21 protein-coding genes, 1 tRNA gene and 3 pseudogenes are annotated in these 22029 nt (G+C 70.5%); 11 read left to right on the plus strand and 14 right to left on the minus strand.

Annotated features, from left to right (window positions below):
* Nucleotides 1-23 precede the first annotated feature (23 nt).
* Nucleotides 24-1238 (plus strand): 8-amino-7-oxononanoate synthase, encoded by a 1215-nt coding sequence (locus IEZ17_RS36115; protein ID WP_229852983.1) that lies wholly within the window; start codon nt 24-26, stop codon nt 1236-1238.
* A gap of 291 nt (nt 1239-1529) precedes the next feature.
* Nucleotides 1530-1958, plus strand: a complete 429-nt coding sequence (locus IEZ17_RS36120) for an ATP-binding protein (protein WP_189307753.1) — start codon at nt 1530-1532, stop codon at nt 1956-1958.
* 28 nt (nt 1959-1986) lie between these two features.
* Here IEZ17_RS36120 and IEZ17_RS36125 read toward each other — a convergent pair whose 3' ends face one another.
* Nucleotides 1987-2916, minus strand: coding sequence for a LysR family transcriptional regulator (locus IEZ17_RS36125; RefSeq protein WP_189307755.1), 930 nt, complete (start codon nt 2914-2916; stop codon nt 1987-1989).
* A 72-nt stretch (nt 2917-2988) separates the two neighbouring features.
* Between IEZ17_RS36125 and IEZ17_RS36130 the strand changes: the two genes are divergently transcribed.
* On the plus strand, nt 2989-3648 hold the full coding sequence (locus IEZ17_RS36130; RefSeq protein ID WP_189307757.1) for a LysE family translocator: 660 nt from the start codon (nt 2989-2991) through the stop codon (nt 3646-3648).
* A gap of 94 nt (nt 3649-3742) precedes the next feature.
* On the opposite strand, the pseudogene IEZ17_RS36135 reads toward IEZ17_RS36130, so the two are convergent.
* The 4 genes and pseudogenes from IEZ17_RS36135 to IEZ17_RS36150 form a co-directional block, all read right to left on the minus strand.
* Nucleotides 3743-4369 (minus strand): annotated as a pseudogene (locus IEZ17_RS36135) (GNAT family N-acetyltransferase); the annotation flags it as partial.
* Between the two features lie 57 nt (nt 4370-4426).
* On the minus strand, nt 4427-4891 hold the full coding sequence (locus tag IEZ17_RS36140; RefSeq protein WP_189307761.1) for a C40 family peptidase: 465 nt from the start codon (nt 4889-4891) through the stop codon (nt 4427-4429).
* Between the two features lie 369 nt (nt 4892-5260).
* Nucleotides 5261-5569, minus strand: coding sequence for a hypothetical protein (locus IEZ17_RS36145; protein ID WP_189307763.1), 309 nt, complete (start codon nt 5567-5569; stop codon nt 5261-5263).
* Nucleotides 5570-5575: 6 nt separating this feature from the next.
* Nucleotides 5576-6211, minus strand: a complete 636-nt coding sequence (locus IEZ17_RS36150) for an ATP-dependent Clp protease proteolytic subunit (RefSeq protein WP_189307765.1) — start codon at nt 6209-6211, stop codon at nt 5576-5578.
* A gap of 380 nt (nt 6212-6591) precedes the next feature.
* Here IEZ17_RS36150 and IEZ17_RS36155 point away from each other — a divergent pair, with 380 nt between their 5' ends.
* The gene (locus IEZ17_RS36155; protein WP_229852979.1) at nt 6592-7350 is read left to right on the plus strand and encodes a sensor histidine kinase; all 759 of its coding nucleotides are present in this window, start codon (nt 6592-6594) and stop codon (nt 7348-7350) included.
* Entirely contained in the window at nt 7347-7850 is a 504-nt protein-coding gene (locus tag IEZ17_RS36160) for a response regulator (RefSeq protein ID WP_229852980.1), read from the plus strand. Before IEZ17_RS36155 ends, IEZ17_RS36160 begins: the two co-directional genes overlap by 4 nt.
* Nucleotides 7851-7958: 108 nt before the next feature.
* Here IEZ17_RS36160 and IEZ17_RS36165 read toward each other — a convergent pair.
* Nucleotides 7959-8032 (minus strand) — tRNA-Met (locus tag IEZ17_RS36165).
* Between the two features lie 485 nt (nt 8033-8517).
* Here IEZ17_RS36165 and IEZ17_RS36170 point away from each other — a divergent pair.
* Nucleotides 8518-9096 carry a Uma2 family endonuclease gene (locus IEZ17_RS36170; protein ID WP_189307767.1) on the plus strand — a complete coding sequence of 193 codons (579 nt, stop codon included), beginning with the start codon at nt 8518-8520 and terminating at the stop codon, nt 9094-9096.
* 115 nt (nt 9097-9211) lie between these two features.
* Here the strand turns inward: IEZ17_RS36170 and IEZ17_RS36175 are convergent, their stop codons facing one another.
* The 4 genes and pseudogenes from IEZ17_RS36175 to IEZ17_RS36190 form a co-directional block, all read right to left on the minus strand.
* On the minus strand, nt 9212-9376 hold the full coding sequence (locus tag IEZ17_RS36175; RefSeq protein WP_189307769.1) for a hypothetical protein: 165 nt from the start codon (nt 9374-9376) through the stop codon (nt 9212-9214).
* A gap of 175 nt (nt 9377-9551) precedes the next feature.
* Nucleotides 9552-10604: a PP2C family protein-serine/threonine phosphatase gene (locus IEZ17_RS36180; RefSeq protein WP_229852981.1), complete on the minus strand. Its 1053-nt coding sequence runs from the start codon at nt 10602-10604 to the stop codon at nt 9552-9554.
* Nucleotides 10605-11257: 653 nt separating this feature from the next.
* Nucleotides 11258-11584 (minus strand): annotated as a pseudogene (locus IEZ17_RS43370) (carboxymuconolactone decarboxylase family protein); the annotation flags it as partial.
* 440 nt (nt 11585-12024) lie between these two features.
* Nucleotides 12025-13098 carry a serine hydrolase domain-containing protein gene (locus tag IEZ17_RS36190; protein WP_189307771.1) on the minus strand — a complete coding sequence of 358 codons (1074 nt, stop codon included), beginning with the start codon at nt 13096-13098 and terminating at the stop codon, nt 12025-12027.
* A gap of 265 nt (nt 13099-13363) precedes the next feature.
* Between IEZ17_RS36190 and IEZ17_RS36195 the strand changes: the two genes are divergently transcribed.
* From IEZ17_RS36195 to IEZ17_RS36210, 5 genes are all read left to right on the plus strand, one after another.
* Nucleotides 13364-14146, plus strand: coding sequence for a GbsR/MarR family transcriptional regulator (locus IEZ17_RS36195; protein WP_189307773.1), 783 nt, complete (start codon nt 13364-13366; stop codon nt 14144-14146).
* A gap of 429 nt (nt 14147-14575) precedes the next feature.
* Nucleotides 14576-14698 carry a hypothetical protein gene (locus tag IEZ17_RS44015; RefSeq protein WP_268249884.1) on the plus strand — a complete coding sequence of 41 codons (123 nt, stop codon included), beginning with the start codon at nt 14576-14578 and terminating at the stop codon, nt 14696-14698.
* A 542-nt stretch (nt 14699-15240) separates the two neighbouring features.
* Nucleotides 15241-15615 (plus strand): DUF6415 family natural product biosynthesis protein, encoded by a 375-nt coding sequence (locus IEZ17_RS36200; protein ID WP_189307775.1) that lies wholly within the window; start codon nt 15241-15243, stop codon nt 15613-15615.
* A 100-nt stretch (nt 15616-15715) separates the two neighbouring features.
* The gene (locus tag IEZ17_RS36205; protein ID WP_229852984.1) at nt 15716-16162 is read left to right on the plus strand and encodes a transposase family protein; all 447 of its coding nucleotides are present in this window, start codon (nt 15716-15718) and stop codon (nt 16160-16162) included.
* 320 nt (nt 16163-16482) lie between these two features.
* A complete protein-coding gene (locus IEZ17_RS36210) occupies nt 16483-17865 on the plus strand; it encodes an amino acid permease (protein WP_189307776.1) in 1383 nt (460 codons plus the stop codon).
* Nucleotides 17866-18175: 310 nt separating this feature from the next.
* Here the strand turns inward: IEZ17_RS36210 and IEZ17_RS36215 are convergent, their stop codons facing one another.
* The 4 genes and pseudogenes from IEZ17_RS36215 to IEZ17_RS36225 all read right to left on the minus strand — a co-directional run.
* Nucleotides 18176-19411, minus strand: coding sequence for a PP2C family protein-serine/threonine phosphatase (locus IEZ17_RS36215; protein ID WP_189307787.1), 1236 nt, complete (start codon nt 19409-19411; stop codon nt 18176-18178).
* A 249-nt stretch (nt 19412-19660) separates the two neighbouring features.
* Nucleotides 19661-19798: pseudogene (locus IEZ17_RS44020) on the minus strand (DUF6295 family protein); the annotation flags it as partial.
* Between the two features lie 9 nt (nt 19799-19807).
* Nucleotides 19808-21499, minus strand: a complete 1692-nt coding sequence (locus IEZ17_RS36220) for a chloride channel protein (protein ID WP_189307789.1) — start codon at nt 21497-21499, stop codon at nt 19808-19810.
* Nucleotides 21496-22029, minus strand: a 534-nt coding sequence (locus tag IEZ17_RS36225) for an AAA family ATPase (protein ID WP_373300050.1), incomplete at its 5' end; no start/stop codon positions are given. The genes IEZ17_RS36220 and IEZ17_RS36225, both read right to left, overlap by 4 nt.

Here is a 22029-nt window from a genome sequence, read left to right on the forward strand (position 1 = left end):
AGGCCGCCGGACGAAGGACGCCGATGCCGCACGACCCCGCCCCGTCGCTGCTGTACGACACCCCGCCCGCGACGCCCGCCGCGGCCCCTCGGCCGGCCTCCGGCGCGGCCTTCGACTGGATCGACACCGCACGCGCCGAACGCCACCGCGCCGGTCTCGTCCGGACACTGCGGCCCCGCCCCGCCGACTCCCCGCTGCTCGACCTGGCGAGCAACGACTACCTGGGACTTGCCCGGCACCCCGAGGTCGCCCACGGCGCGGCCGAGGCCGCCCACCGCTGGGGCGCCGGCGCCACCGGCTCCCGGCTGGTCACCGGCAGTACCGAACTCCATGCCCAACTGGAACGCGCACTCGCCGAGTTCTGCGGCTTCGAGGCGGCGCTGGTGCTGTCCTCCGGCTACGCCGCCAACCTCGCCGCGGTCACCGCGCTCACCGCCCGCGGCACCCTGGTCGTCTCCGACGCGGGCAACCACGCCTCCCTCATCGACGGCTGCCGGCTCTCCAGGGCCCGCACCGAAGTGGCCCCGCACGCCGACCCGGAGGCCGTGCGCGCCGCGCTGACCGGTCACGACGGCCGGGCGCTCGCGGTGACCGACTCGGTCTTCTCCGTCGACGGCGACGCCGCCCCGCTGCCCGCACTCGCCGACGCCTGCCGGTCCCGGGGCGCGGCCCTCCTGGTCGACGACGCGCACGGGCTGGGCGTGCTGGGCGACGGGGGCAGCGGCGCACTGCGGGCCGCCGGACTCGCCGGGGACGCCGATGTGGTGACCACCGTGACGCTCTCCAAGTCGCTGGGCTCCCAGGGCGGTGCGGTGCTGGGCCCGGCCCGGGTCATCGAGCATCTGGTCAACACCGCCCGGACGTTCATCTTCGACACCGGCCTCGCGCCGGCCGCGGCCGGCGGCGCGCTCGCCGCGCTGCGGCTGCTCCAGCGTGAACCGCAACGCGCCGCACGGGCCCGGCAGGTGGCGCGGGAACTGCATGCCCGGCTCACCGCGGCGGGCCTGGCGGCGGTCCGCCCGGATGCCGCGGTGGTCTCCGTACGCGCCCCCTCCCCGGAAGCCGCGGTGCGCTGGGCCGCCGACTGCCGTGCGGCCGGGCTCGTCGCCGGCTGCTTCCGGCCGCCGTCCGTGCCCGACGGCATCTCCCGGCTGCGGCTGACCGCCCGGGCGGATCTGACGGATGACCAGATCGCCGCGGCGGTGGACACGATCGTGGCCACCGCGCCGCAGGTCTGAGCGGTCCGGGCGGCGGTCCGGCGCCGTACGCGGCACCGCTGCCCGGACGGACGAACCACCGTCACGAACGCCTCGTTTGCCCCAAATACGGTCTCTCGTAGCAGAGTTCACCGCATCGGGCGATAGAACAGCGATAGAACTCTGTATATCTTGGGCGATCGTCCACCACACCGGCAGCATGGGTGGCAGTCTGGCGCACAGTACACATCCGAGGCCGTCGGCGTCCCGACCGGCATCTCGGCTTCCCGGCGGGCCGGAGCCGAGCCTCGGTGGGAAAGGGACGGCGTCGCCATGGCAGACCACCAGGAATCCACCCTCACCCTGCCGAGCCACCCAGCCTCGGTCTCCACTGCCCGCAGACACGTGCTGGACGTCCTCACCCAGTGGGGCCTTCCCGATACCTCCGACACCGCCGACTCCGTCCGGCTGATCGTCTCCGAACTCGCCACCAACGCCGTCCAGCACACCTTCGGCCAGTCCCCGACCTTCACCGTCGAGCTGCGGCTGGACCGCGACGAACTGCTGTGCATCGGCGTCACCGACAGCCATCCCCGCTGGCCGCGCCGGCTGCCCGCCGCCGTCCAGCAGGACAACGGCCGGGGACTGGTCATCATCCGCTGCCTGGCCGCGGAACACGGCGGCCGGCTCTCCGTCGAGCCGACCGACACCGGCGGCAAGACCGTCTGGATCGCGATGCCGTGGACGGTGGCGGTGCCCTGAACCCGCCCCGGCCGGCGGTGGTCGACCGTCATGGCGCCGAGGCGCCGCGAGCCGGGTGGCCGGTGAAGGCACCGCGCAGCAGCGCGCGCAGGGTGTCCGCCGCCGGGGTCCCGCCACCGGGGCGATAGGCCACCGAGATCCGGCGGCGCAGCTCCGGCGGCTCCAAGTGGCGGATGCCCAGCGGCGTCACCGAGCCGGCCGCCATCATCTCCGGGACCACCGCCACCCCGAGCCCCGCGCTCACCAGCGCGCACACCACCGCATAGTCCGGCGACTCGCAGCGCACCGCGACACTCGCCCCGGCGGCGGCCAACGCCGCTTCCACCGCACGCCGGTTGGGGTCGGCCGGGGCCGTGCTCACCAGCGGCTGCCCGGCCAACTCCGCGAGCGGCAGCCGCCCGGAACCCGCCGACAGGGCATGGCCGGGCGCGGTGACCAGCACCAACTCCTCGGTCAGCAGCGGTTCCAGCCGCACCCCGTCCGGCGGTGGCATCGCCTCGCCCGGCACATACTCATGCGTCAGCGCCAGATCGACCTCGCCGACCGCCACCGCTTCCGTGCCCTCAGGGGGTACGTACTCCGTCACGCTCAGCTCCACGTCCGGGTGGGCGCGCCGGAACGAGCTGAGCGCGGGCGGCAGCAGATGCGTACCGGCGGTCATGAACGTGCCGATCCGCAGTCGGCCGCCGGAGAGCCCGGCCAACCGGGACAGCTCGTGCCGCGCCTGATCCAGCTCGTCGAGCACCCGGCGGGCCCGGACCAGCAGCAGCTCGCCGGCCGCGGTCAGCCGGGCCCCGCGGTGGTGGCGCACCAGCAGCGCCGCCCCGGTCTCGCGCTCCAGCTTGGCGAGCTGCTGGGAGAGCGCGGGCGCCGTGTAGCCGAGCCGGGCCGCGGCCCGGGTGATCGAACCGGCCTCCGCGACCGCTACCAGAGCGGCCAGCCGCGTGGGGTCGAACATTAAGAACCTCTTTGGGCTCACATAGAAGATTGCCAATACCTATTAAAGGCTCAGGTCGGTGACGATGGCCTCATGGACGGACAGCTGATCACCTTCACCGGAGTCGCCGCGGGCATGGTCACCCTGCCGGGCGCGGACTTCGCGGTCGTGGTGCGCAATGCCCTCGACTCGCGCCGCGCGGGGGTGGCGACCGCCGTCGGCGTCGCGGGCGGGCTGCTGGTGCACACCGCACTGGCGGCGGCCGGCCTGGCGGCGGTGCTGGTGGCCGTGCCCGCACTCTTCGGCGCCGTCCAACTCCTGGGCGGTGCCTACCTGTTGTACCTGGGCATTCGCGCGCTGACGGCGGTCCTGCGCCGCCCGGCCGCACCCGCGGCCGTACCCCCGGCTGTCCCCGCGGCCGTCCTCGCCGGGCCCGCGCCCGGCCCCGGCGCCCTGCGGATGCTCCGCCAGGGCTTTCTGACCAATGCGCTCAATCCCAAGGCCCCCGTTCTCTTCCTCAGCCTGCTGCCGCAGTTCGTACCGGCGGGCGCGCCGGCGCTGCCCCGGACGCTGCTGCTGGCCGCGATGGTCGTGGCCATGGCGCTGGTGTGGTTCCCCGCCGTCGCCCTGCTCGTCGACCGGCTGGGCACCTGGCTGCGCCGCCCGCTCGTGGCCCGCGCCCTCCAGGCCACCACCGGCGCTCTGCTCACCGTCCTGGGCGGCATCCTGCTCGTCGAGCTCGTCGTCGCCTGAGCACCCTGGCGCCGCTCGTCACAGGCCCGTCTGCCCCGCCCTTCGGGCGACGACGGGAATGCGGCGACCGGCCCTGGCCGCGCGCTCCGTGCGGCACCAGCAGCGCCTCCGCCCCCACCGGCCGGAAGCCCGCCGCCAGCAATGCGCGCACACTGCGCGCATTGCCCGGGGCCACCTGCGCCCACAGCAACTCGCCCGCCGGCACCAGATGCCGGGCGGCCCGCACCAGCTCCCGGCCGAGTCCGCGGCCCTGGGCGTCGTCGGCCACCTCGACGGCCACTTCCCATCGGCCGCCGACACCGCGGCCCATGACCAGCGTCCCGCCGCCTGCGGTCGTCCAGGCCCGCACGGCGTCACGGTGCCGCAGGGCCCGGACTATTCGGGGGTGGCCGCGGTCCACTGTCTCCGTCAGCTCCAACGGCGGCCGGCCGGGGAGCGCCTCGGCGACCGTGAGCATGTCGATGTTGTTGACCTCGCGGCCCGCCTGCTCGCCCAGCGCGGCCAGGAACGGCGGGCAGAGCGGCGCGGAGAGGTCCCCGGGCCGTATCCGCTCGCGCACCCAGGACTCCGTCACATCGGCGAACACCACGGCATGGGCCGTGAAGGACACCACTCCCACATCGCGCGGGGAGGGCGGCGGCAGCACCGTCACCGAACCGTCGGCGGGCGGATAGCTTCCGCGGGCCGCGGCCGTCAGCAGTGCGGTCAGTTCCGAGATCACCTCGCCAAATTACCCGGGGCCACTGACAATTGACCGGGCATAAGGCGTCGCCGCAGCTCAGCGCACTCTCCCGTACCAGACCGTGCGGCTCCAGATCCGCTCCAGACGGACCACCGCGCCGGTTTTGGGCGCGTGCCAGATCCGGTCTCCGCCGGCGTAGATGCCGACGTGGTAAATGCCCCTGCGGGAGTGGAAGAAGACCAGATCGCCGTCCCTGCGGGCGGCGCGCGACACATGCTTGGTGTGGTGGTACTGCTCCGCCGCGGTGCGGGGGAGCGCCCGCCCCGCCCGCCGGTACGAATAGAGCGTCAGCCCCGAGCAGTCGAAGCTGTCCGGTCCTTGGGCGCCGTACTCGTAGGGAGCGCCCTTCTTGGAGGCGGCGATCCGCAGTGCCGTGGCGGACACGGACACCGCCTCGGTCGCTCCCGGGGCCGTCGCCGTGCCGCCCACTGTGACCAGTGCCAGGGCGGACACGGCGCCGGCACGCATCAGGAGATGCGGCACCTGTAAGCGCATGGTCATGCGCAACCCTTCGTCAGCCGGTGATCCGGACGACGGCGGGATCAGGAGCCCGTCCGGACCGCCCCGTCGCTGTGGCGGGGTCTTGTCGTCGAAGGGATCGTCACGCAACCACTCCCCGATTTCCGAGCTGAAATTGCCCTATGTGGCATTGGTCACATTTAGTGCCAATGGGGGATTTTTGTCGCTCCGGCGCGGCGACGGGCGTGTCGCTGAGGCCGGGACCAGCGGCGAAGCCCTAGGGACAGCGGAAATCCCGATGCGCCGCGCAATTTCTCGCCTCCTTACCGCAGCCGCGGACGCTACGCCGTATGCGCGATGCGGAGTCGTTCGTGTCCTGTGCGTGTCCGCCGCGCGCGTCGCGCCGGCGCCTCAGATCTCCTCCTGCGGCGGCACCGCGACACGCCCGGCCCGGCGCTCTCCGTCCAGCACCCGCAGTGCCCGGCCCAGCGTCTCGTGGTGCAGTTCGCTCTCGCCGCGGTTGTGCATCAGCGTCAGCGCGTCCCGCAGCTCCGTGGCCTTGCCGACCAGGGCCTGGGCCGCGCGCAGGCTGCCGTATGTGGAGCTGCCGCGGGCCGGGTTGATCCGTCCCAGCAGGTCGAGGGCCGCCAGATAGCAGTCGATCAGATCACCCTCGGCGCGGGTCAGTGCGGGCAGCGGCGGCGGTTCCGGTGGCAGCACGGCGGCTCACCGCACCACGGGCCGCGCGGCGGACCGCTTGCGGTCGCGGGTGAGCCCGTCGATCAGGCCGTACTCCTGGGCGGCGGGGGCGTCGAAGATCTTGTCGCGCTCGATGTCCGCGGCGATCCGCTCGCGCGGCTGCCCGGTGTGCTCGGTCAGCATCTCCGCCAACTTGTCGCGGGTGCGCAGCAGTTCCTCCGCCTTGATCTGAAGATCGCTGGTCTGCCCCTGGACCGGCTCGCCGAACGACGGCTGGTGGATCAGGACCCGGGCCCGGGGGAGTGCCAGCCGCTTCCCGGGGGTGCCGGCGGCCAGCAGGACCGCGGCCGAGGAGGCGGCCTGCCCCAGGCAGACGGTCTCCACGTCGCAGGAGACGAAGCGCATCGTGTCGTAGATGGCGCACATCGCGGTGAACGAGCCGCCGGGGGAGTTGATGTACAGCGAGATGTCCCGGTCCGGAGCGGCGTGTTCGAGGTGGATGAGCTGCGCCATCACGTCGTTGGCGGAGGCGTCGTCGATGGGGGTGCCCAGGAAGACGATCCGTTCGCTGAGCAGCTTGGAGTACGGGTCCATGGTCCGGGTCCCGTTGGTGGTGCGTTCGGTGAACTCCGGCAGGACGTAGCGCGCCGCGGGTCGCAGCATGGCTGCTCCTCTCGCTCTGTGAAAAATGTACAGGACGTACATCCTGTCAGAATGGGACTCGATTCTAGTAATCAAGTCAAATGCCCAGGTCAGAGGCCATTTTGACTGTTCGCCGAGGGCGTACGTCTCACAAATTTCTCTACGAACTTTCGTTTGGATCGCCGGGCGGACCAGGGGAAGATGCCTGCGATGTGAAGTCCGGCCGGGTAGATGGTTGCCGCCTTCTCGTAGCGGGTGACGATGCCTCGCCCCTGGTCGATGACAGGGTTCACGAGGGTCTGCATGACCGAAGCCGGACACTCATTCGCTCGTGGCCATGGGCAGTGTCGTGTGTGGCCTCAGGACATAGATGACATGCGCTGCTGCTCGGCCTTGTCACAGTGCTGGGGCAGATCGTCTGGGCGCGCCTCGCCCAGGGAGAGGTGGCCTGGGCGCAGGTGGCACTCCTCGTCGGCGTGACCGCGGCACTCGGCACCGTCTTCGCGCTCAACTTCACGATCGGTCACCTGCGGGCCGCACGCGAGCAGGTCAAGCGGCTGGCCGCGCACCAGGAACGGGAACGGGGCGCCCGGGACATGCACGACATCCTCGGCCACACCTTCTCCACGATGACGGTCCAACTGGGTCTGACCCGGCGCATCCTGGGGTCCTCCGCAGACGTAGCCCTCGCCGTCGACCAGGTCACCGAGCTTGAGAACATGGCGCGCACGGCGCTGTCCGATGTACGGGCCACCATCTCGGGCTACCGCACGCTGTCGCTGGACAGCGAACTCGCCGGCGCCCGCATGGCCTTGCATGCCGCCGTGGTCCGGGCCGAACTGCCCGCCGCGACCGACGCCGTGCGCGCCGAGCTGCGCGAGGTGTTCGGCTACTTCATGCGAGAGGCGGTCACCAACGTGCTGCGGCACTCCGACGCCGAACTGTGCACCATCCGCCTCGGGCCCGACAGGGTCGAGGTCACCGACAACGGCAGTTCCACCGGCGGGGCGTGCGCCGGGAACGGCCTCACCGAACGGCTGGCCGCCGTGTCGGGCACCCTCGAACACGAGCCCGCCCCCGGCGGCGGGTTCCGGGCCATCGCCCGCGGGCCGTACCCGGCGATCTACCGCGCACCTTCGCACGAAGCCGAACCGACATGATCCGTGTCCTGCTGGCCGACGACCAGGCACTCGTACTCGGCGCTCTCGCGGCCGTGCTCCGACTTGAGCCCGACATCGACGTGGTCGCCGAGGTCGGCACCGGCACCGAGGTGCTGGCCGCCGCGCAGCGGACCGTGCCCGACATCGCGCTGCTCGACGTACAGATGCCCGGCAGGGGCGGCCTGACCGTCGCCGCCGACCTCCAGCGAGCGCTGCCCGGCTGCCGCACCATCATCTGCACGACCTTCAGCCGACCCGGCTACCTCTCGAGGGCGATGGTCGCGCCCGCGGCCGGATACGTCGTGAAGGACTCCCCGCCCGAACAACTGTTTGATGAGATCCGCCGCGTCCACGCCGGCCTGCGCTTCGTGCATCCGGCGCTGGCCGCGGAAGCACTGGCCGGCGGCGCCAGCCCACTGACCGGCCGCGAGGCGGACATGCTGCGCGCCGTCAAGCAGCTCAACAACGGCCTCAAGGCGGCCGGCTACCCGACGGTCTGACACGCACGGCCCGACGGGAGCGGTCCGTCCGATCGCAGGAGTGGAACCGAGGCGACTGCGTACGCAGTGAGGGGCCGGTGGAAGAATCCACCGGCCCCTCACATCAAGTAGCGGGGACAGGATTTGAACCTGCGACCTCTGGGTTATGAGCCCAGCGAGCTACCGAGCTGCTCCACCCCGCGACGGCACGCTGAACTCTACGTCACTGTCCCGGATCAGCCGAATCGGTTGTCGTTCCAGCTCGCTGGCGCCCCCCTTTTGCGCCACCGCATCCACGCCCAGCCGGTGAGACGAGCCATCAAGGCTCTGGCTCTGCGCGGCGTAAGTCAGGGTCGGGACCGCGCGATGATGATCGGTGTTTCCCCGGCGGGCTGACCTTTCAGCCAGCATTCCTTCGCGTCCGTGCCGGTGACGGCCGTGTCGCCTCTCGCGGTGGTCCAGGCGGTGGCGGTCGAGGCCGCGCTTGACGGGACGGAGCCGGTTATGGCGGCCAGGCTCCTCAAGGCGTTCGGCTCTTCCCTAGCCGATCTCGGGAGTGCATCTCGGTGGGCCGAGAGCTCGCTCACCGAGAGCCGGGCCCGTGGCAGCACGGGAATGCCGGAGGTGGGGAGGCAGACACTGGCTGTCGGAGTAGGCCAGACTGTCAGTACGTGATGGAGGTGAAGGGATGAGCGTTGCCAGCTTTACGCACCACGGGCCCTGGAGCGTCGAGGACGTCCTGGCCCTGCCCGAAGACCGGACCGTCCGCTACGAGCTGCTGGGGGAGTCGCTCGTGATGTCCCCCGCCCCCGGCCTGCGCCACCAGCGTGCGAGCTTCCGGCTCCACGTCGCCCTGGACGCGGCCGCCCGCGCTGCCGGCGCCCCGGTCGAAGTGCTGGAGGCCATCAACGTGATCCTGCCGTCCGGGCTGGTCGTGCCGGACATCGTCGTCGCCGACGCGGGCGCGACCGCCGAGGACGGCGTCAGCCTCGACGCCGACGCGGTACAGCTGGTCGTCGAGCTCGTCTCACCCGGCAACAAGACGATGGACCGCAAGATCAAGCCCCTGCTGTACGCGGAAGCCGCGGTCCCGCACTACTGGCGTCTGGAGTTCGACCCGGCCCCGCGCCTGATCGTCAGCGAGCTGGACGGCGGCCGGTACGTCGAAACGGCGACCGCCCTCCCGGGGACCGTGACCCGCATCAAGGAGCCGTTCCTCTTCGAGATCGACCCGGCAGGACTCGCCCAGCCGCAGCACAGAGGCTGAGACCCAACCCACGGGTGGCGACCGGTGGCCGGCCCCGTGGCAGGGCGGGGGTATGTGCGGCCGATATGCCTCCACCCGCCGTCCGCAGGATCTGGCCGCTGATGGAGCAGAATTTCTACGCCGGGATCCGGCGGGCAAGGTTCCCCGCCAGGTGCCGGGCCGCGTACGCTCCTTCGCCGTTGCTGGCACTGAGTAGTTGCAGCAGCTCGACCGCCGCGCGTGCCTCGTGCAGCGTCAGCAGGCAGCAGGAGCGCGAGGGGATCCTGGTGTTGGTTGCCACGCAGGATGAGTACGTCCAGGGGCAGTTGTGCCATTCACGGTGACCATGGACTGGGTGGTGTGGTGGTCATGGTGCCGGGCTGCACCGTGGCCATCGCCCTGCGCACCGCGTACGAGGACATGCCGAACGAGTTCTGGCGCCTGAATCCTGCGCAGGTCAGAGCCTCATCTCAGGTTCAGTGGCTCGGGCGCCGCCGGGCGACGAGGGCAGCAATGTCGTCGTCGAGGTCGCCGCCGCTGTAGGCGATCAGGTCGCGGTTGAGGTGGTCGAGGAGCTGGTGGGGTGTCTCGCTGCTCCATGAGCGGATCCGTTCGGCGAGGGGGTAGAAGGCGCCGGAGCGGTCACGGGTCTCAGTGACCCCGTCGGTGTACAGCAGGAGCTGGTCTCCGGGGAGGAAGGGGGCGAGGTCGACGTGGTACCCGTCGCTCACCAGCATGCCCAGGTTGAGCGGCGGCGAGGGAGCGGCGGGCTGCAGCTCCCGGACCTCGCCGTGGTGCAGCAGCAGCGGGGGCGGGTGGCCGCAGGTGACGGTCTGGACGACTGGTTCGTCGTCCGGGATCTCGGCGAGGAGCGCGGTGATGAAACGTTCAGCGATCTCCGAGCCCGGGACTCCCGGGTACTGGGAGGCGTGGCGGCTGATGCTCGTCTCCAGGCGGCGTGCGAGGTGGGGCAGGTCGGGCGCGTCGTGGGCGGTCTCGCGGAAGGCGCTGAGCAGCGTCGCGGCCGTCTGCACCGCGAGCAGGCCCTTGCCGCGTACGTCGCCGATGAGCAGTCGTACGCCGTGGGGGGTGTGTATAGCCTCGTACAGGTCACCGCCGATCCGGGCTTCAGCCGCAGCGGCCAGGTAGAGGCTCTCGAGCGTGACGTGCCCGAGGTGTCGCGGTACCGGGTGCAGCACCGCCAGCTGGGCGGTCTCGGCCACTGAGCGGACCTGGACCAGCTGATGGGCGCGTCGGTCCAGCAGGCGGTTGAGGAAGACGGCGAATGCCGCGATCGCCGCGAGGGTGGCCAGCTCGGAGTAGGCGGTCGCATCCCGCAGATCGTTGAAGTCCACCATCAGGCCGACAAAGATGGCGCACGCGCCCACTCCGGTGAGCACGGTCCCCCACAGGGGCAGCAGCGCGGCGGCAGCAACCGTGGCCGTGGCGAGGAAGGCCTCCGGCCTGACATTGCGGGGTGTGAAGAGGCCGAAGAGGAGGCCGATGAGCAGCAGCAGAGCAGGCAGCACGGGCAGCAACCTGCCCCCCGCACCGGTGCTGTGCGGGACTCCGCGTTCCTCAGGAGACCTCGCCACCGTGCCGCTCCCTCGCACAGGTCGAGCGGCAGCCCAGGCCCGGAAGCCAGGCCACCGATTTGCGTATTTCTATCGTCGTTCGCCCGTGGCCCACGAACAACCCGGTGGGCGATGGTGACGCGCAGGCGTCACCAGGTCACGGTGCCGCTCGGCGACAAGATCGACGGAGAAGGTATGCAGAAGGTTACCGGGGCTCATCTTCGGTGAGCTCCGGTTCCATGCCGCTCATGGTGGCCGCGCCCAACCGAACGGCAATCGAGATCACTACAGGGCGCCACGACCCCGTGACCTGCGAAAAGTGGCTGAGGCCCGGTCAGGCCGCCGGCGACTGTCTGGCGGGCGCGGCCCGGTCGGCGGGGCAGGTCACCGGCGGCACGAGAGCGTCAGTGGTCGGCATCTCGGCGTCGGACGCTCCACCCTCTACTGCACCCTCGCCGCCTACGACGCAGCTGCCACGCTTGAGTTGGCGGGCGGGGCGGGCTTCGATGGGGCTGAAAGTCGTTCTTTCGTTCGTGGGGTTTGGAGTGTGGTATCTCTCAAGGCCGGGATGTTGTCCACGGACAGCGGTCCGTCCGGGTGAGCGGATATCAGTATTGGCCGGGCTTGTAGTGGCCGCCGGGGGTGCGGGCGGTCACGTTGAGTCGGTTCCAGGTATTGATTACGGCGATCAGCGCGGTCAGCTGGGCGATCTCCTTCTCCTCGTAGTGCTCTGCGACTCGCTCGTAGACCTCGTCGGGGACGAAGCCGTCGGTCAGCACGGTTACGGCCTCGGTGAGTGCCAGGGCCGCCCGCTCCTTCTCGCTGAAGAACTCGGGCGCCTCGTCGAAGGCCGCCACCAGGGAGATGCGCTCCTCGCTCTCGCCGGCATGGCGGGCGTCCTTGGTGTGCATGTCGATGCAGAACGCGCAGCGGTTACGTGCCCGGGGCCGGGGCCGGGGCCGGGCGCCCGCCCGAACTACTGGAACAACTCCTGGCTGATTCCAGCCCACTCCGCCGGCGGCGCAACCGGAGCCGCGGTCTCTGCAGCGTGGTCCAGAGGGATCGTGTCGATCGTCGCCTTCGTCACGCGTTCGGTGCCGCTGAGGATGGCGTCGAACGCGGCTCCTCGGATCGCGTGGGACAGGGACCCCGATCATGCCGTCGGTCCGTTTGCGGAGGTAGCGGTCGAGTTCGACCAGACTGCCGGGTGGGTGATCGTGCAGCAGGAGTGTGTTCTCCAGGGTCGCGACCAGCCCTTTCCACTCGGGGCCGTAAGAAAATGGGCGGGTGGGGACGAGCGCTCCCGGGTCGGTCAGCGGCCCGCCCCGGGATGGCTGAAAGCGCAGCGGAGGGGCAGGGAACGCGGTCGGGTGCGTCACCGGGTTTCGGCGGGGAGGAATTCCGCTTCGAGTACTTTGAAGAAGGCGGCGATCGGGTTGACCCAGTCGCCGTTCACGTTGCAGACGACCAGGCGCTTGCCGTCACGGGTGCCCATCACGTAGGTCCAGGAGCCGTTGAGTGCGCCACCGCCGCCGAAGACGGTGACGCCGTTGGGCAAGGTCTGCTCGAAGGTGCCCATGCCGTACCTGGTGTCGGGGATCCAGCCCGCGCCTTCGGTCGAGACGGTGGCCCACATCTCGGCCTGCAGGGCGGGCGAGAAGAGTTCGCCGCCGAGCAGGGCGGTGAAGAAGCGGCCGAGGTCGCCGGTGGTGGAGACGATGCCGCCGGCGGCCCAGCCCAGCGACGAGTCCCATTCGGTCACGTCGTAGACCTTGGCGTCGGGGTCACCGGCCGGCAGCTTCGTGTACAGCCGGGGGTGTGGCCCGCTGATGGTGGTCTGGGTGCCGGGAAGGTAGGTCCCCGTCAGGCCGAGCGGGTGGAGGATCAGCCGGGAGAGTTCCTCGGCGAAGCTGCAGCCGCTGGCCCGCTCGATGATCAGGCCGAGGAGCATGTAGTTGGCGTTGGAGTAGCGGAAGGCGGTGCCCGGCGCGAAGTAGGGCGGGTACTTCATGGCGATCTGTATCAGCTGCTCGGGGGTCCACTTGTCGAAGCGGTGGGTGAGGTACCCGGTGGTGACGTAGCGGTCCATCATGTCCGGGTCGTCGAAGGCGTAGTTGACGATGCCGCTGGTCTGCTGCAGCAGGTGCCTGACGGTGATGACGCTGCCGTCGTTGCCGTTTCCCTGGACCAGACCGGGCAGCCACAGTTCCACGGTGTCGTCCAGACGCAGCCGGTGCTCGTCCACGAGCTTGAGGGCCACGGTGGCGGTGAACGCCTTGGTGAGGCTGCCGATGGGGAACTGCTCGCCCTGGGTGCGTGCGCGCCCGGTCTCGATGTCGGCCACCCCGGCCGTGCCGAACCAGCTCCGGTCGCCGTCGCGGACCTCGGCAACGATGCCGGGCAGGCCCTCGGCCACTACCTGCTCAAGAGCGTCCTGGATCTTGTTCATGACGTCGTTCCTCTCGGGTTCGCGAGGCGGTGTCGGCCGCGCCGCAATCGGTGTTCGGTACGCACTGAAAGCTATGTTGCGTTCGATATTCAGTCAAGCAATACATCGGCGAAGTTTCGTATTTGCCAAGGTAGATGGCTCGCAATCATTGCAATGACCTTGATGTTGAATGCACCGCAGTTTCTCGCTTGTTGCAATGAGATGGATATGAACGCACACTGATCGACGGACGGGACCTAGATGGACCGAGACGGGGAGAACGCCGATGCCAGGAGGCAGGCTCAGCCACCAGGAACGCCGAAGCATCGCGGAGGGACTGGCCGAAGGGCTCGCCTACGCCGAGATCGCCAGGAGCCTGGACCGGCCGACCTCGACCGTCACCAGGGAGGTCACCCGCAACGGCGGACCCACCGCCTACCGGGCGGACCAAGCGCACCGGGCCACCGAGCGGCGCGCCCGCCGCCGCACACCCACCCCGACACAGGCGCCGCCGGCCGAGACCGACGCCTACGGACGCGACCCGGAGGTGGTGCGCGACTTCGAGGAACAGTTCACCGCACTGTTCGTCCAGACGGGACTGCCGAAGATGGCAGCCAGAGTGCTCGGCTGCCTGTACGCCGCTGACACCGGCAGCCGCACCGCGGCAGAACTGGTGCAGCGCCTCCGGGTCAGCCCCGCATCGATCTCCCTGGCCGTGCACTACCTGGAAGAGCAGGAACTCATCCGGCGCGAACGCGACCCCGGAAAGCGCCACGAACGCTACGTCATCGACGACGACGTCTGGTTCCGGGCCATGCTCGCCAGCGCCAACACCAACGCGCTGCTCGCCGAGGCCGCCCACCAGGGCGCCCGGACACTCGGCGCCACCACACCCGCCGGCATGCGACTCGCCGACATGGGACGATTCCTCACCCATGTCGGCCAAGACCTGGTCACATCGGCCGAGCACTGGCGAGAGGTCCTCTCGGCCGGGCCAGGCTCTGGAACCGCAGGCCGCCCCCGGCAAGCACAGGACCGGTGTCCCGGCCTCCGTGCGGCGCAGGAGTAGTCCGCGCCGTGCCGCCGCTCACGCACACCGTCGTGCCAGTGCGGCCAGAACGGCTGAGAGCCGACCCCGATCACCGAGGGATCGAAACCCATCTCCAGCCGATACAGCCACCCGCCACCCCGGCACGATCACCCGCACGACCAGGTTCGCTGAGACAGAAGGCCAAACGACTGGGTTCGCTATGACTTCGGGAGTCGCTGCCGCCGTCCTCGCGGGCTGAACGTAGCCTTCGCCTCCCATGCGGCCCCGGGCGCGGCGGTCCCGCCGGTGGCGCGTTCGGCCCGCCCCGACCCCGATGGGATGAACCAGGACGGCACCGCGTGGCCTCCCGCCCTGCGGTGCGGTTGTACGACGGACACCGTCCCGACCGACCGGTCGATTCGGCGGGCGCACGAGCGCCCCGCCTTCCCGAGCCACAAGGGAGTCCGCGTGAACCACGCCCGCACCGCCGTCGCGACCGTCCTGGCCGCAGCCGCCTTCCTCGGCACCGTCGCCCTCGCCCCCGGCGCGGTCGCTGATGACGGCCGCGATAACGCCCCCCAGCACAGGTGACTCCCGAACTCGCGCACATCGGGTATTCGCGCGAGCGTGCGACGGATCGGCGGAGTTCCCGAGGAGACGGCCCGGGTGGCGTCGGCTTGGTGGTGCTCCAGGGGAGGCTGGAGAGGGGCTCAGGAGGCTGGCATGCGTATCCAGGACATCCGGATCGGCGAGACCTACCAGGTGAAGGTCCCCCAGCGACTGCCGCCGGACCCGCAGGTCCGGCGCCTGCGTACCCGTGCCGATGTCGCTGCCAACATGCAGCTGCACCTGCGCCGCGGGGACCGCTTCGACCTCACCGTCACCGAGATCGATCCCGACGGCGCCACGGTCGACGGCTACGAGGCCACCACCACGAACAGGGTCACCCTGCGCCTCACCACCGAGCAGACCGAACTCCTGCAGCTCCCCGCCAGCCCCGAGTACGAGATCGACGGCCCTCCCCGCCACCGTCACCTACACCCTGTCTTCGCCCTGCTCGGCAGCGTCGCGGACGGGCTGACGGACACCTCCCGCGCTCATGGGCCTCCAACGTCCCTCCGGCTGGACACTGCATGCCGCGCGATCGTCGGCAAGGTCAGCTCCCGCTCTTTCTCGATGACGAGCCAGCCCTTACCAAGGAGGGACTGGAGGAGGGGGCGGACTTCGTCGCCCAGCTCGTCCGCCAGGTCGTCATCCGTGGGGGAGTGGCCGGTCCGAAGGAGGGCGGCCACATGGAAGACGAGTGCCTCCTCCTCCGTGGTGAGATCGGCACCCTCAAGGGGCACCTCGCCCCGCTGGTCGACCAGGCCAAAGAGCACGTCAACGAGCACCGGCCGGGAGACGGCGCCTGGCGCCAGGCCGTCGCCGGGGCTGAGTTCCAGCTCCGGGCCGGGCCCGGCAACGGCCTGGTCTCGGCAACGCACCGCCTCCAGGCCCTCGCCCGGTGATAGGGCTCGTTGAAATTGGTTCAGGCAAGATTCTTGTGGAGGGTGACAGAGCGTCAACTACCTGGCATCGTCACCTATGTGTGACGGACTCTTGGACATCGTGTTTCCGCACCTGAAGACGGTGCTGGTGGAGCATGTGTGCGTGGAGGGTGGCACGGTGCATGTCACCCCGCGCACTCCGGACAACCGCGCCGTGGACTGCCCCAGCTGCGGCGTGGCCGCGCACCGTGTCCACGGACGCTATCAGCGGCACCTCGCTGATACCGCTGTCGCCGGTCGGCCGGTGGTCATCGACTTATTGGTGCGCCGTCTCATCTGCGATCATGCAACATGCCCGCGCCGCACGTTCGTTGAGCAGGTCGAGGGCCTGACCATCCGCTACGGGCGGAGGACCCCGCTGTTGCACCACCTGTTGCTGGCCCTCGCGCTGGCTCTGGCCGGCCGGGCCGGAGCCCGGATGGCGGCAGTGCTCGCGGCGGCCGTCAGCCGGGTGACGCTGATCAGCATGCTGATGGCCCTGCCCGACCCTCCCGCCACGAGGCCGTAGAAGATACCCGACGTCACTTATCACTCTCCAAGCGTGCGTGGCGGTTGATGGTTGCGTTGTTCTGTGCCTGTCATGATCGCAGCAGGTGCCGGTACAGGCAGGCTTGGGGGTTCGCCCTGCCTGGGCGGGCTCAGGTGGCGGACGTTGGGGGCCCGGTGTGAGAGGGCCCTTCTCCGGTGTGGCATGCCGCAGCTCGCGCAAAAACCGGACCACCGGTATGCATAGCGTTAAGGAGGCGCTAACGTCCCTCTTGGTGTGCCGGGAAGTCTGGTCGGCGATGCAGGCAGTCATGCCCTTCGTGGACCAGGAGAACCGTCCTGATGGAGATCACCCGCCGTACCGGCACCGCGGCCCGTCTGCTGCACGCCCGACCGGTCTTGCTTGTCGCCTTCGCGTTCGCGGTGATGGCCGACCCGGTCTCCTCCGTCGCCTACGCCATCGAAGCCGCCTTGCGGGCCCTGCACGGCGACCTCGCCCTGCTACTGCCGACCATGACCCTGGTGGTCGGCCTGATCGCGCTGGTCATCGTCAACTACCACCAGCTCGTCGCCCGATACCCCGGCGGAGGCGGGGCAGCTGCCGCCGCCGGGGAGGCGTTCGGCGAAGCCTGGGCCTTCCTCCCGATCGGCGCCCTGATCGTCGACTTCGTGCTGACCATCGCCATCAGCTCCGCCGCCGGAGCCTCCGCGATCATCGCCTACCTCCCGGCCGCCGCCCCCTGGCGGATCCCACTCGCCCTCGGCCTGACCATCGCCGTGGCCGCGCTGACCTGGTTCGGACACATCGGCCGAGCCGTCTTCGCGCTCATGACCCTCGCTTTCATCGTCATCACCACAGTCGTGCTGGTCGGCGGCATCAGAGCACCCGTCCACCCCACCGGCACCATCACCCACAGTGCCGGACACGTCGCCCCCCTCGCCGTCGCTCTTGCCTTTCCCGTCGCCATGGCCCTGGCCACCGGCGTCGAGGCACCCTCTTCCGCCATCGCCCAGCTCGGCCAGCTTGACGACGCCGGACGACGCCGCTTCGGCCGCATCACCCTGTGGCTGACCCTCCTGATCGTCGGCACCATCACCCTGGGCCTGACCTCCGAAGCAGTCCACCTGCGCATCGGCATCCCCGCCGCCGACAGCACACAGATCTCCGACCTCGCCCAGCAGGCCGCACCTGGTGCCCTGCACGCCCTCTTCCAGCTGGTCACCGCACTGCTGCTGCTCTCCGCCGCCTCGTCCTCGTTCCAAGCAGGACCCGGCCTGCTCAAGGCCCTCGCCCGTCGGCACGGGGAACAGGGCGACATGGGGGTCCTGCCCGCGCTGTGGGGGACGACCAACCGCCACCACACCCCGTACTGGGGCGTGGTCCTCTTCCTGGCCGTCTCCGGAGCCGTCATCACGGCGGCCGGGGGACAGGACCAGCGTCTCGTGCTCTTCTACGCGGTGTCGGTGTTCATGTCCTTCCTCGCCGGCCTCGTCGCCATGGCCCGCTTCTCCGCCCGCGAGAGGCAGCCCGGCCACATGGTCCTGAACGTCATAGGCGCACTCGCGGTCGGCTTCACCCTCGCGGTCAACCTCGCCCGAGGGGAGCCCATCGCCTCGCTGGCAGCCGCGCTTCTCATCGCCGGGCTGCTCTACCGCCTGTGGGTGAAGGCGGGACGCCCGCGCGGCGTACGGGACGTCGCCGCCGAGGCGGAACACATCGAGTGACTGCCCGTGCGGCCGACGCTTGTAGAGCCTGACCCGATCGGCATCGGCTATCGCCGCGGTCAACGGGTTGGTCACCGCGGCGAGAGCGGGCAGCCACCCGTGCCGTCGCGGTCATCCGGGCGGGTCAGGACGACCGCGGCGGGCGCTCCGTTGTCGTTTCTTGGCCAGGAGAGCCGAGGCGGTGATCACGATGGCGAGGCCGGTGAGCACGCCGTACAGCAGTGGCCCCGGCCGGGTGATGCCGGATGGGGCATCAGGCGTCTCCTCGGTCGGTGGTCGTGTCCAGCGCATCACGCAGGCTCACGGCCCGTCAGGACGGCGGGGAGCGCAATACCCCTTCAGGGGGTTGAGGGTGCCATTCGAAGAGCAGGATGGTGGCGTCGTCCTGCGGGCCGTTGTGCTGGTAGTCGAGTATGGCGTGGATGAGCAGGCGCAGCGCCTCGGGCGGGCGCTGTTCGGCGGCGGAGGCGCGGATGATGAAGTCCGTGAACCGGTCGAGGCCGAACTCGACGCCGTTCTCGTCGCGCGCGTCGACCACACCGTTGGTGTAGAGCAGGACGCGGTCGCCCGGTTCGAGTGTGGTCTCGTGGACCTGCCGGGCGTCTGGGGCGAGTTCGAGGTGCAGGCCGATCGGCGGCTGCGGGGGGCTGTCCAGCGCCCCGTCGAGCACGCGCATGGCACGGATCAGCAGCGGTGGTGGGTGGCCGCAGTTGATCCAGTGCAACTCCCCGGTGTCGGTGTCGAGTCGGCACACCACACCGGTGCAGAAGTGGTCGGGCAGCCACTGGGCGAGTGCGCGGTCGACGGAGCCGACGAGGTCGGGCAGGTCGGCGCCGCTGCGGCGGGCGTTCCGTGCGCTGGCCATGGCCACCGAGGTGGTCAGACCGGAGGCCAGATCGTGGCCCATGCCGTCGAGGATCATGGTGTGCAGCACGTGCTTGACCACCGCGTGGTCGAAGGCGTCGCCGCCGACGTCGTACGCCGGCTCCAGCACCGCGGTCGAGACGCACTGCTTGCTGCCGATGGTGCGGGGAGGCAGGAAGGCCCTCAGTATCTCGGCGGGCAGCCGCATGGTCGCGGTGCGGGGGCGAGCGGCGATCCAGTCGCTGTAGGCGTGCTTGGAGGTGACGACCATCGCGAGCAGGTCGGCCAGCATCCGGCTGCGGCGCATCCGCGTCCCGTCCAGTGTGGTGGTCCGCACCGCCAGTACCCCCAGCCGCTCCGCACCGTCGACCAGCGGCACCCACACGACCAGGGCGTCGCCGTCGTCCGTCACCCGCGGGGAGACTGTGCGGTACGCCCAGCCGGCCTGCGAGGCGTCCACCGGCAGCGGTTGTAGGGACTCGTCGAGCGGGACGAGCAGCCATTGCTGCAGGTCGACGAGGTAGATCAGCGCTGTGTTCAGGCCGAGGGCCGCGGCGCACCGGTTCGCCAGTGCGGGCAAATCCACCGGGAGGACGATCTGCGCCTCGGTGATCAGCTCTCCCAGCAGACGCTCGTCCACGGCGGCGCCGGGATCGGCTGGCGCCCGCGATGGGTCCGGCACCGGGATCACCCCTTCCGCACCCAGTCTCACACCGATCCCGGCGCCTCTCCCCTCAGCGGCGCGCGCCGAGCTGGGCCCGGGAGCGGTGAGCAGCACCGCCTGCAGCTCCAGCCTGTTCCGGTCGGGCGCCGGAACGGTCGTTGGTGCGGGCTTACGAAGGCCGCCGCGGTGTCGGCACGGGCGCGGGGTCGGCGGCGAGGCCGGGCGGAGCGGAGGCGAGCGCCCGGTGGACATCGTGAGGGCGACCGGCCCTTCCTCCGTCAGCTCCACGACGACCTGCGCGGACGAGCCCTGTCCGGGGTTGAGGAAGCCAATGTTGAGGGTGTGTTCCTGCGGCGCGTGCTGGGGGCCGTCCTCGTTGCCGGTGTCCGCACGTGGCACGGACACCGGCAGGGCCTACGGGGCTGCGGGTTGCGGCTCTGCCGTGGGGCCGTGGTGAAGGGCCGTGAGGACGGCTTGGTGGGTGATCCGGCCGAGGAGGCGGGTGCGGCTGTCGTCGAGAACGGGGAGTCCCGCGCCTTCGGCGGTGACGAGGGCGTCCAAGGTCTCGGACAGCTCGGTGGCCGCGATGACGGGCTTGGGAAGGTGGGTTATGGCGGCCACGGTGGTGGCGTCATGCGCGCCGTCGGCCAGGGTCTCGGCGACGCTCCGGGCGGTCGCGGTGCCCAGATAGGCACCGTCTGCGCCGAGGACTGGCAGGACACCATGTGGGGATCGGGCGAGCGCGTCGAGGGCCTCGGCCAGCGGTGTGGTGCCGGACAGGGGTTCGGGCACGGGTTCCATCACGGCGCTGGCCGTGATTCCGGCAAGTGGCGCGCTGGTCGGGGTGTGGTCGAGGTCGATGCCGCGGCGGCGCAGTTTGAGGGAGTAGATGGTGTCGCGGGACAGGGCCCGGCTGACGCCGGTGGCCAGGACGATGGCGGTCATCAGGGGCAGGATGATCGAATACTCGCCGGTCAGCTCGAACATGATGATGACGGCCGTGATGGGGGCACGGGCGGCTCCGGCGAAGACGGCGCCCATTCCGATCAGCCCGTAGGCGCCGACGGGTCCGGTGATGCCCGGGGCGAGGCCATGGGCGGCGGTGCCGTAGGCCGCGCCGAGCATGGCGCCCATGAAGAGCGAGGGCGCGAAGACCCCGCCGGAGCCGCCGATGCCGATGGTGAGGCTGGTGGCGGTGATCTTGCCGACCAGGAGAAGGAGCAGGAAGCCGATCACGTACTTGCCGCTGACGGCGTTCTCCAGGACTGGGTAGCCGACGCCGTACATCTGCGGCAGCACCAGCAGCAGGCCGCCCAGGAGCAGGCCGCCGACGGCGGGACGGGCCCATTCGGGGCCGCGCCAGGCGAAGTCGCAGGCGTCCTCGATCCGGTACAGGATGCGCGTGAACGCTACGCCGACCGCGCCTGCGATGACGCCGAGCAGGGCGAAGAGCAGGTACTCGGACACGTGCTGGACGCTGAAGGCCGGCAGGTGCAGGAACGGAGTGTTGCTGAAGGCTGCCCGGCCGATGACGCTCGCGGTGACCGAGGCGAGGACGACCATGCCGAAGGACTCGGCGGTGAAGTCCCGCAGGATCAGCTCCATCGCGAAGAAGACCCCGGCGAGCGGCGCGTTGAAGGTCGCCGCGATGCCGCCGGCGGCGCTGGAACAGGCCAGCCCGGCCACGAGCAGCAGGAGGACGGTGAGGCTGGCGAACGCCTTCGCGGCGAAGATCCGCCTGGGCGACCGTACCGCCACGAGCAGGTGGCGCCAGGTGCCGAGCCGGTCCTCGACGGCGAACACGTCGCCGGCGACCACCGAGGTCAGCAACGGAAGTGCCCAGGTGCCCGCGAAACCGAGCACCACCAGCGGTCCGGCCCATCCCGTGGCGTGCATCCAGCGGCCGAAAAGGGTGTCGACGGGCAGCGTGCTCTGTTGGCTCACCGCGGCGACGAAGAACGCCGGCGCGATCCAGCAGGCAAGAACCAGCAGGCGGATCCGCCACTGCGCAACCAGCTTGACCAGCTCGAAGCGGTAGCCACGCACCACCGAGGCGCGGCGGGTACCAGCACCGTGGGGCTGGGCGTGGGCGAGGGTCGCGGTTATCGCCCGGCCTCCTCAGGTTCGGTGAGGGCGAGGAACGCTGTCTCGAGCGGTGATACCACGGGGGAGAGCTCGCGTATCGCGACGCCCGCCTGCACCAGCCGCACCACCAGTTCGTCGAGGGCAGGCGCCGGCGCGCGCACGACGAGCACCCGGGCGTCGTGCCGTGCCCCGACGTCATCCACGAGGCGGATCCCGGCCACCTCGGCAGCCAGTCGGCGGGCGGCGTGCGCATCGCAGGTGCGTACCCGGTAGTCGAGTTCCTGCTCCTCGGCGGTCAGCTTGCTCAGCGGCCCGGAGAAGACGACCCGCCCCGTGGCGAGGATGGTGACGTCGGAGCACAGGGCCTCGAGGTCGTCCATCCGGTGACTGGAGAGCACCACGCCGGCGCCTTCCGCCGCGAGCCGGGTCAGGACACCGTGAACGTGCTTCTTGCCTGCCGGGTCCAGACCGTTGGACGGCTCGTCAAGCACGAGCAGCCGGGGCTTGGTGAGCAGCGCCGCGGCCAGCCCCAGCCGCTGTCGCATGCCGAG

Origin of the sequence: Streptomyces albospinus (assembly GCF_014648695.1) — a bacterium.
In the GTDB taxonomy this organism is placed as follows: domain Bacteria; phylum Actinomycetota; class Actinomycetes; order Streptomycetales; family Streptomycetaceae; genus Streptomyces; species Streptomyces albospinus.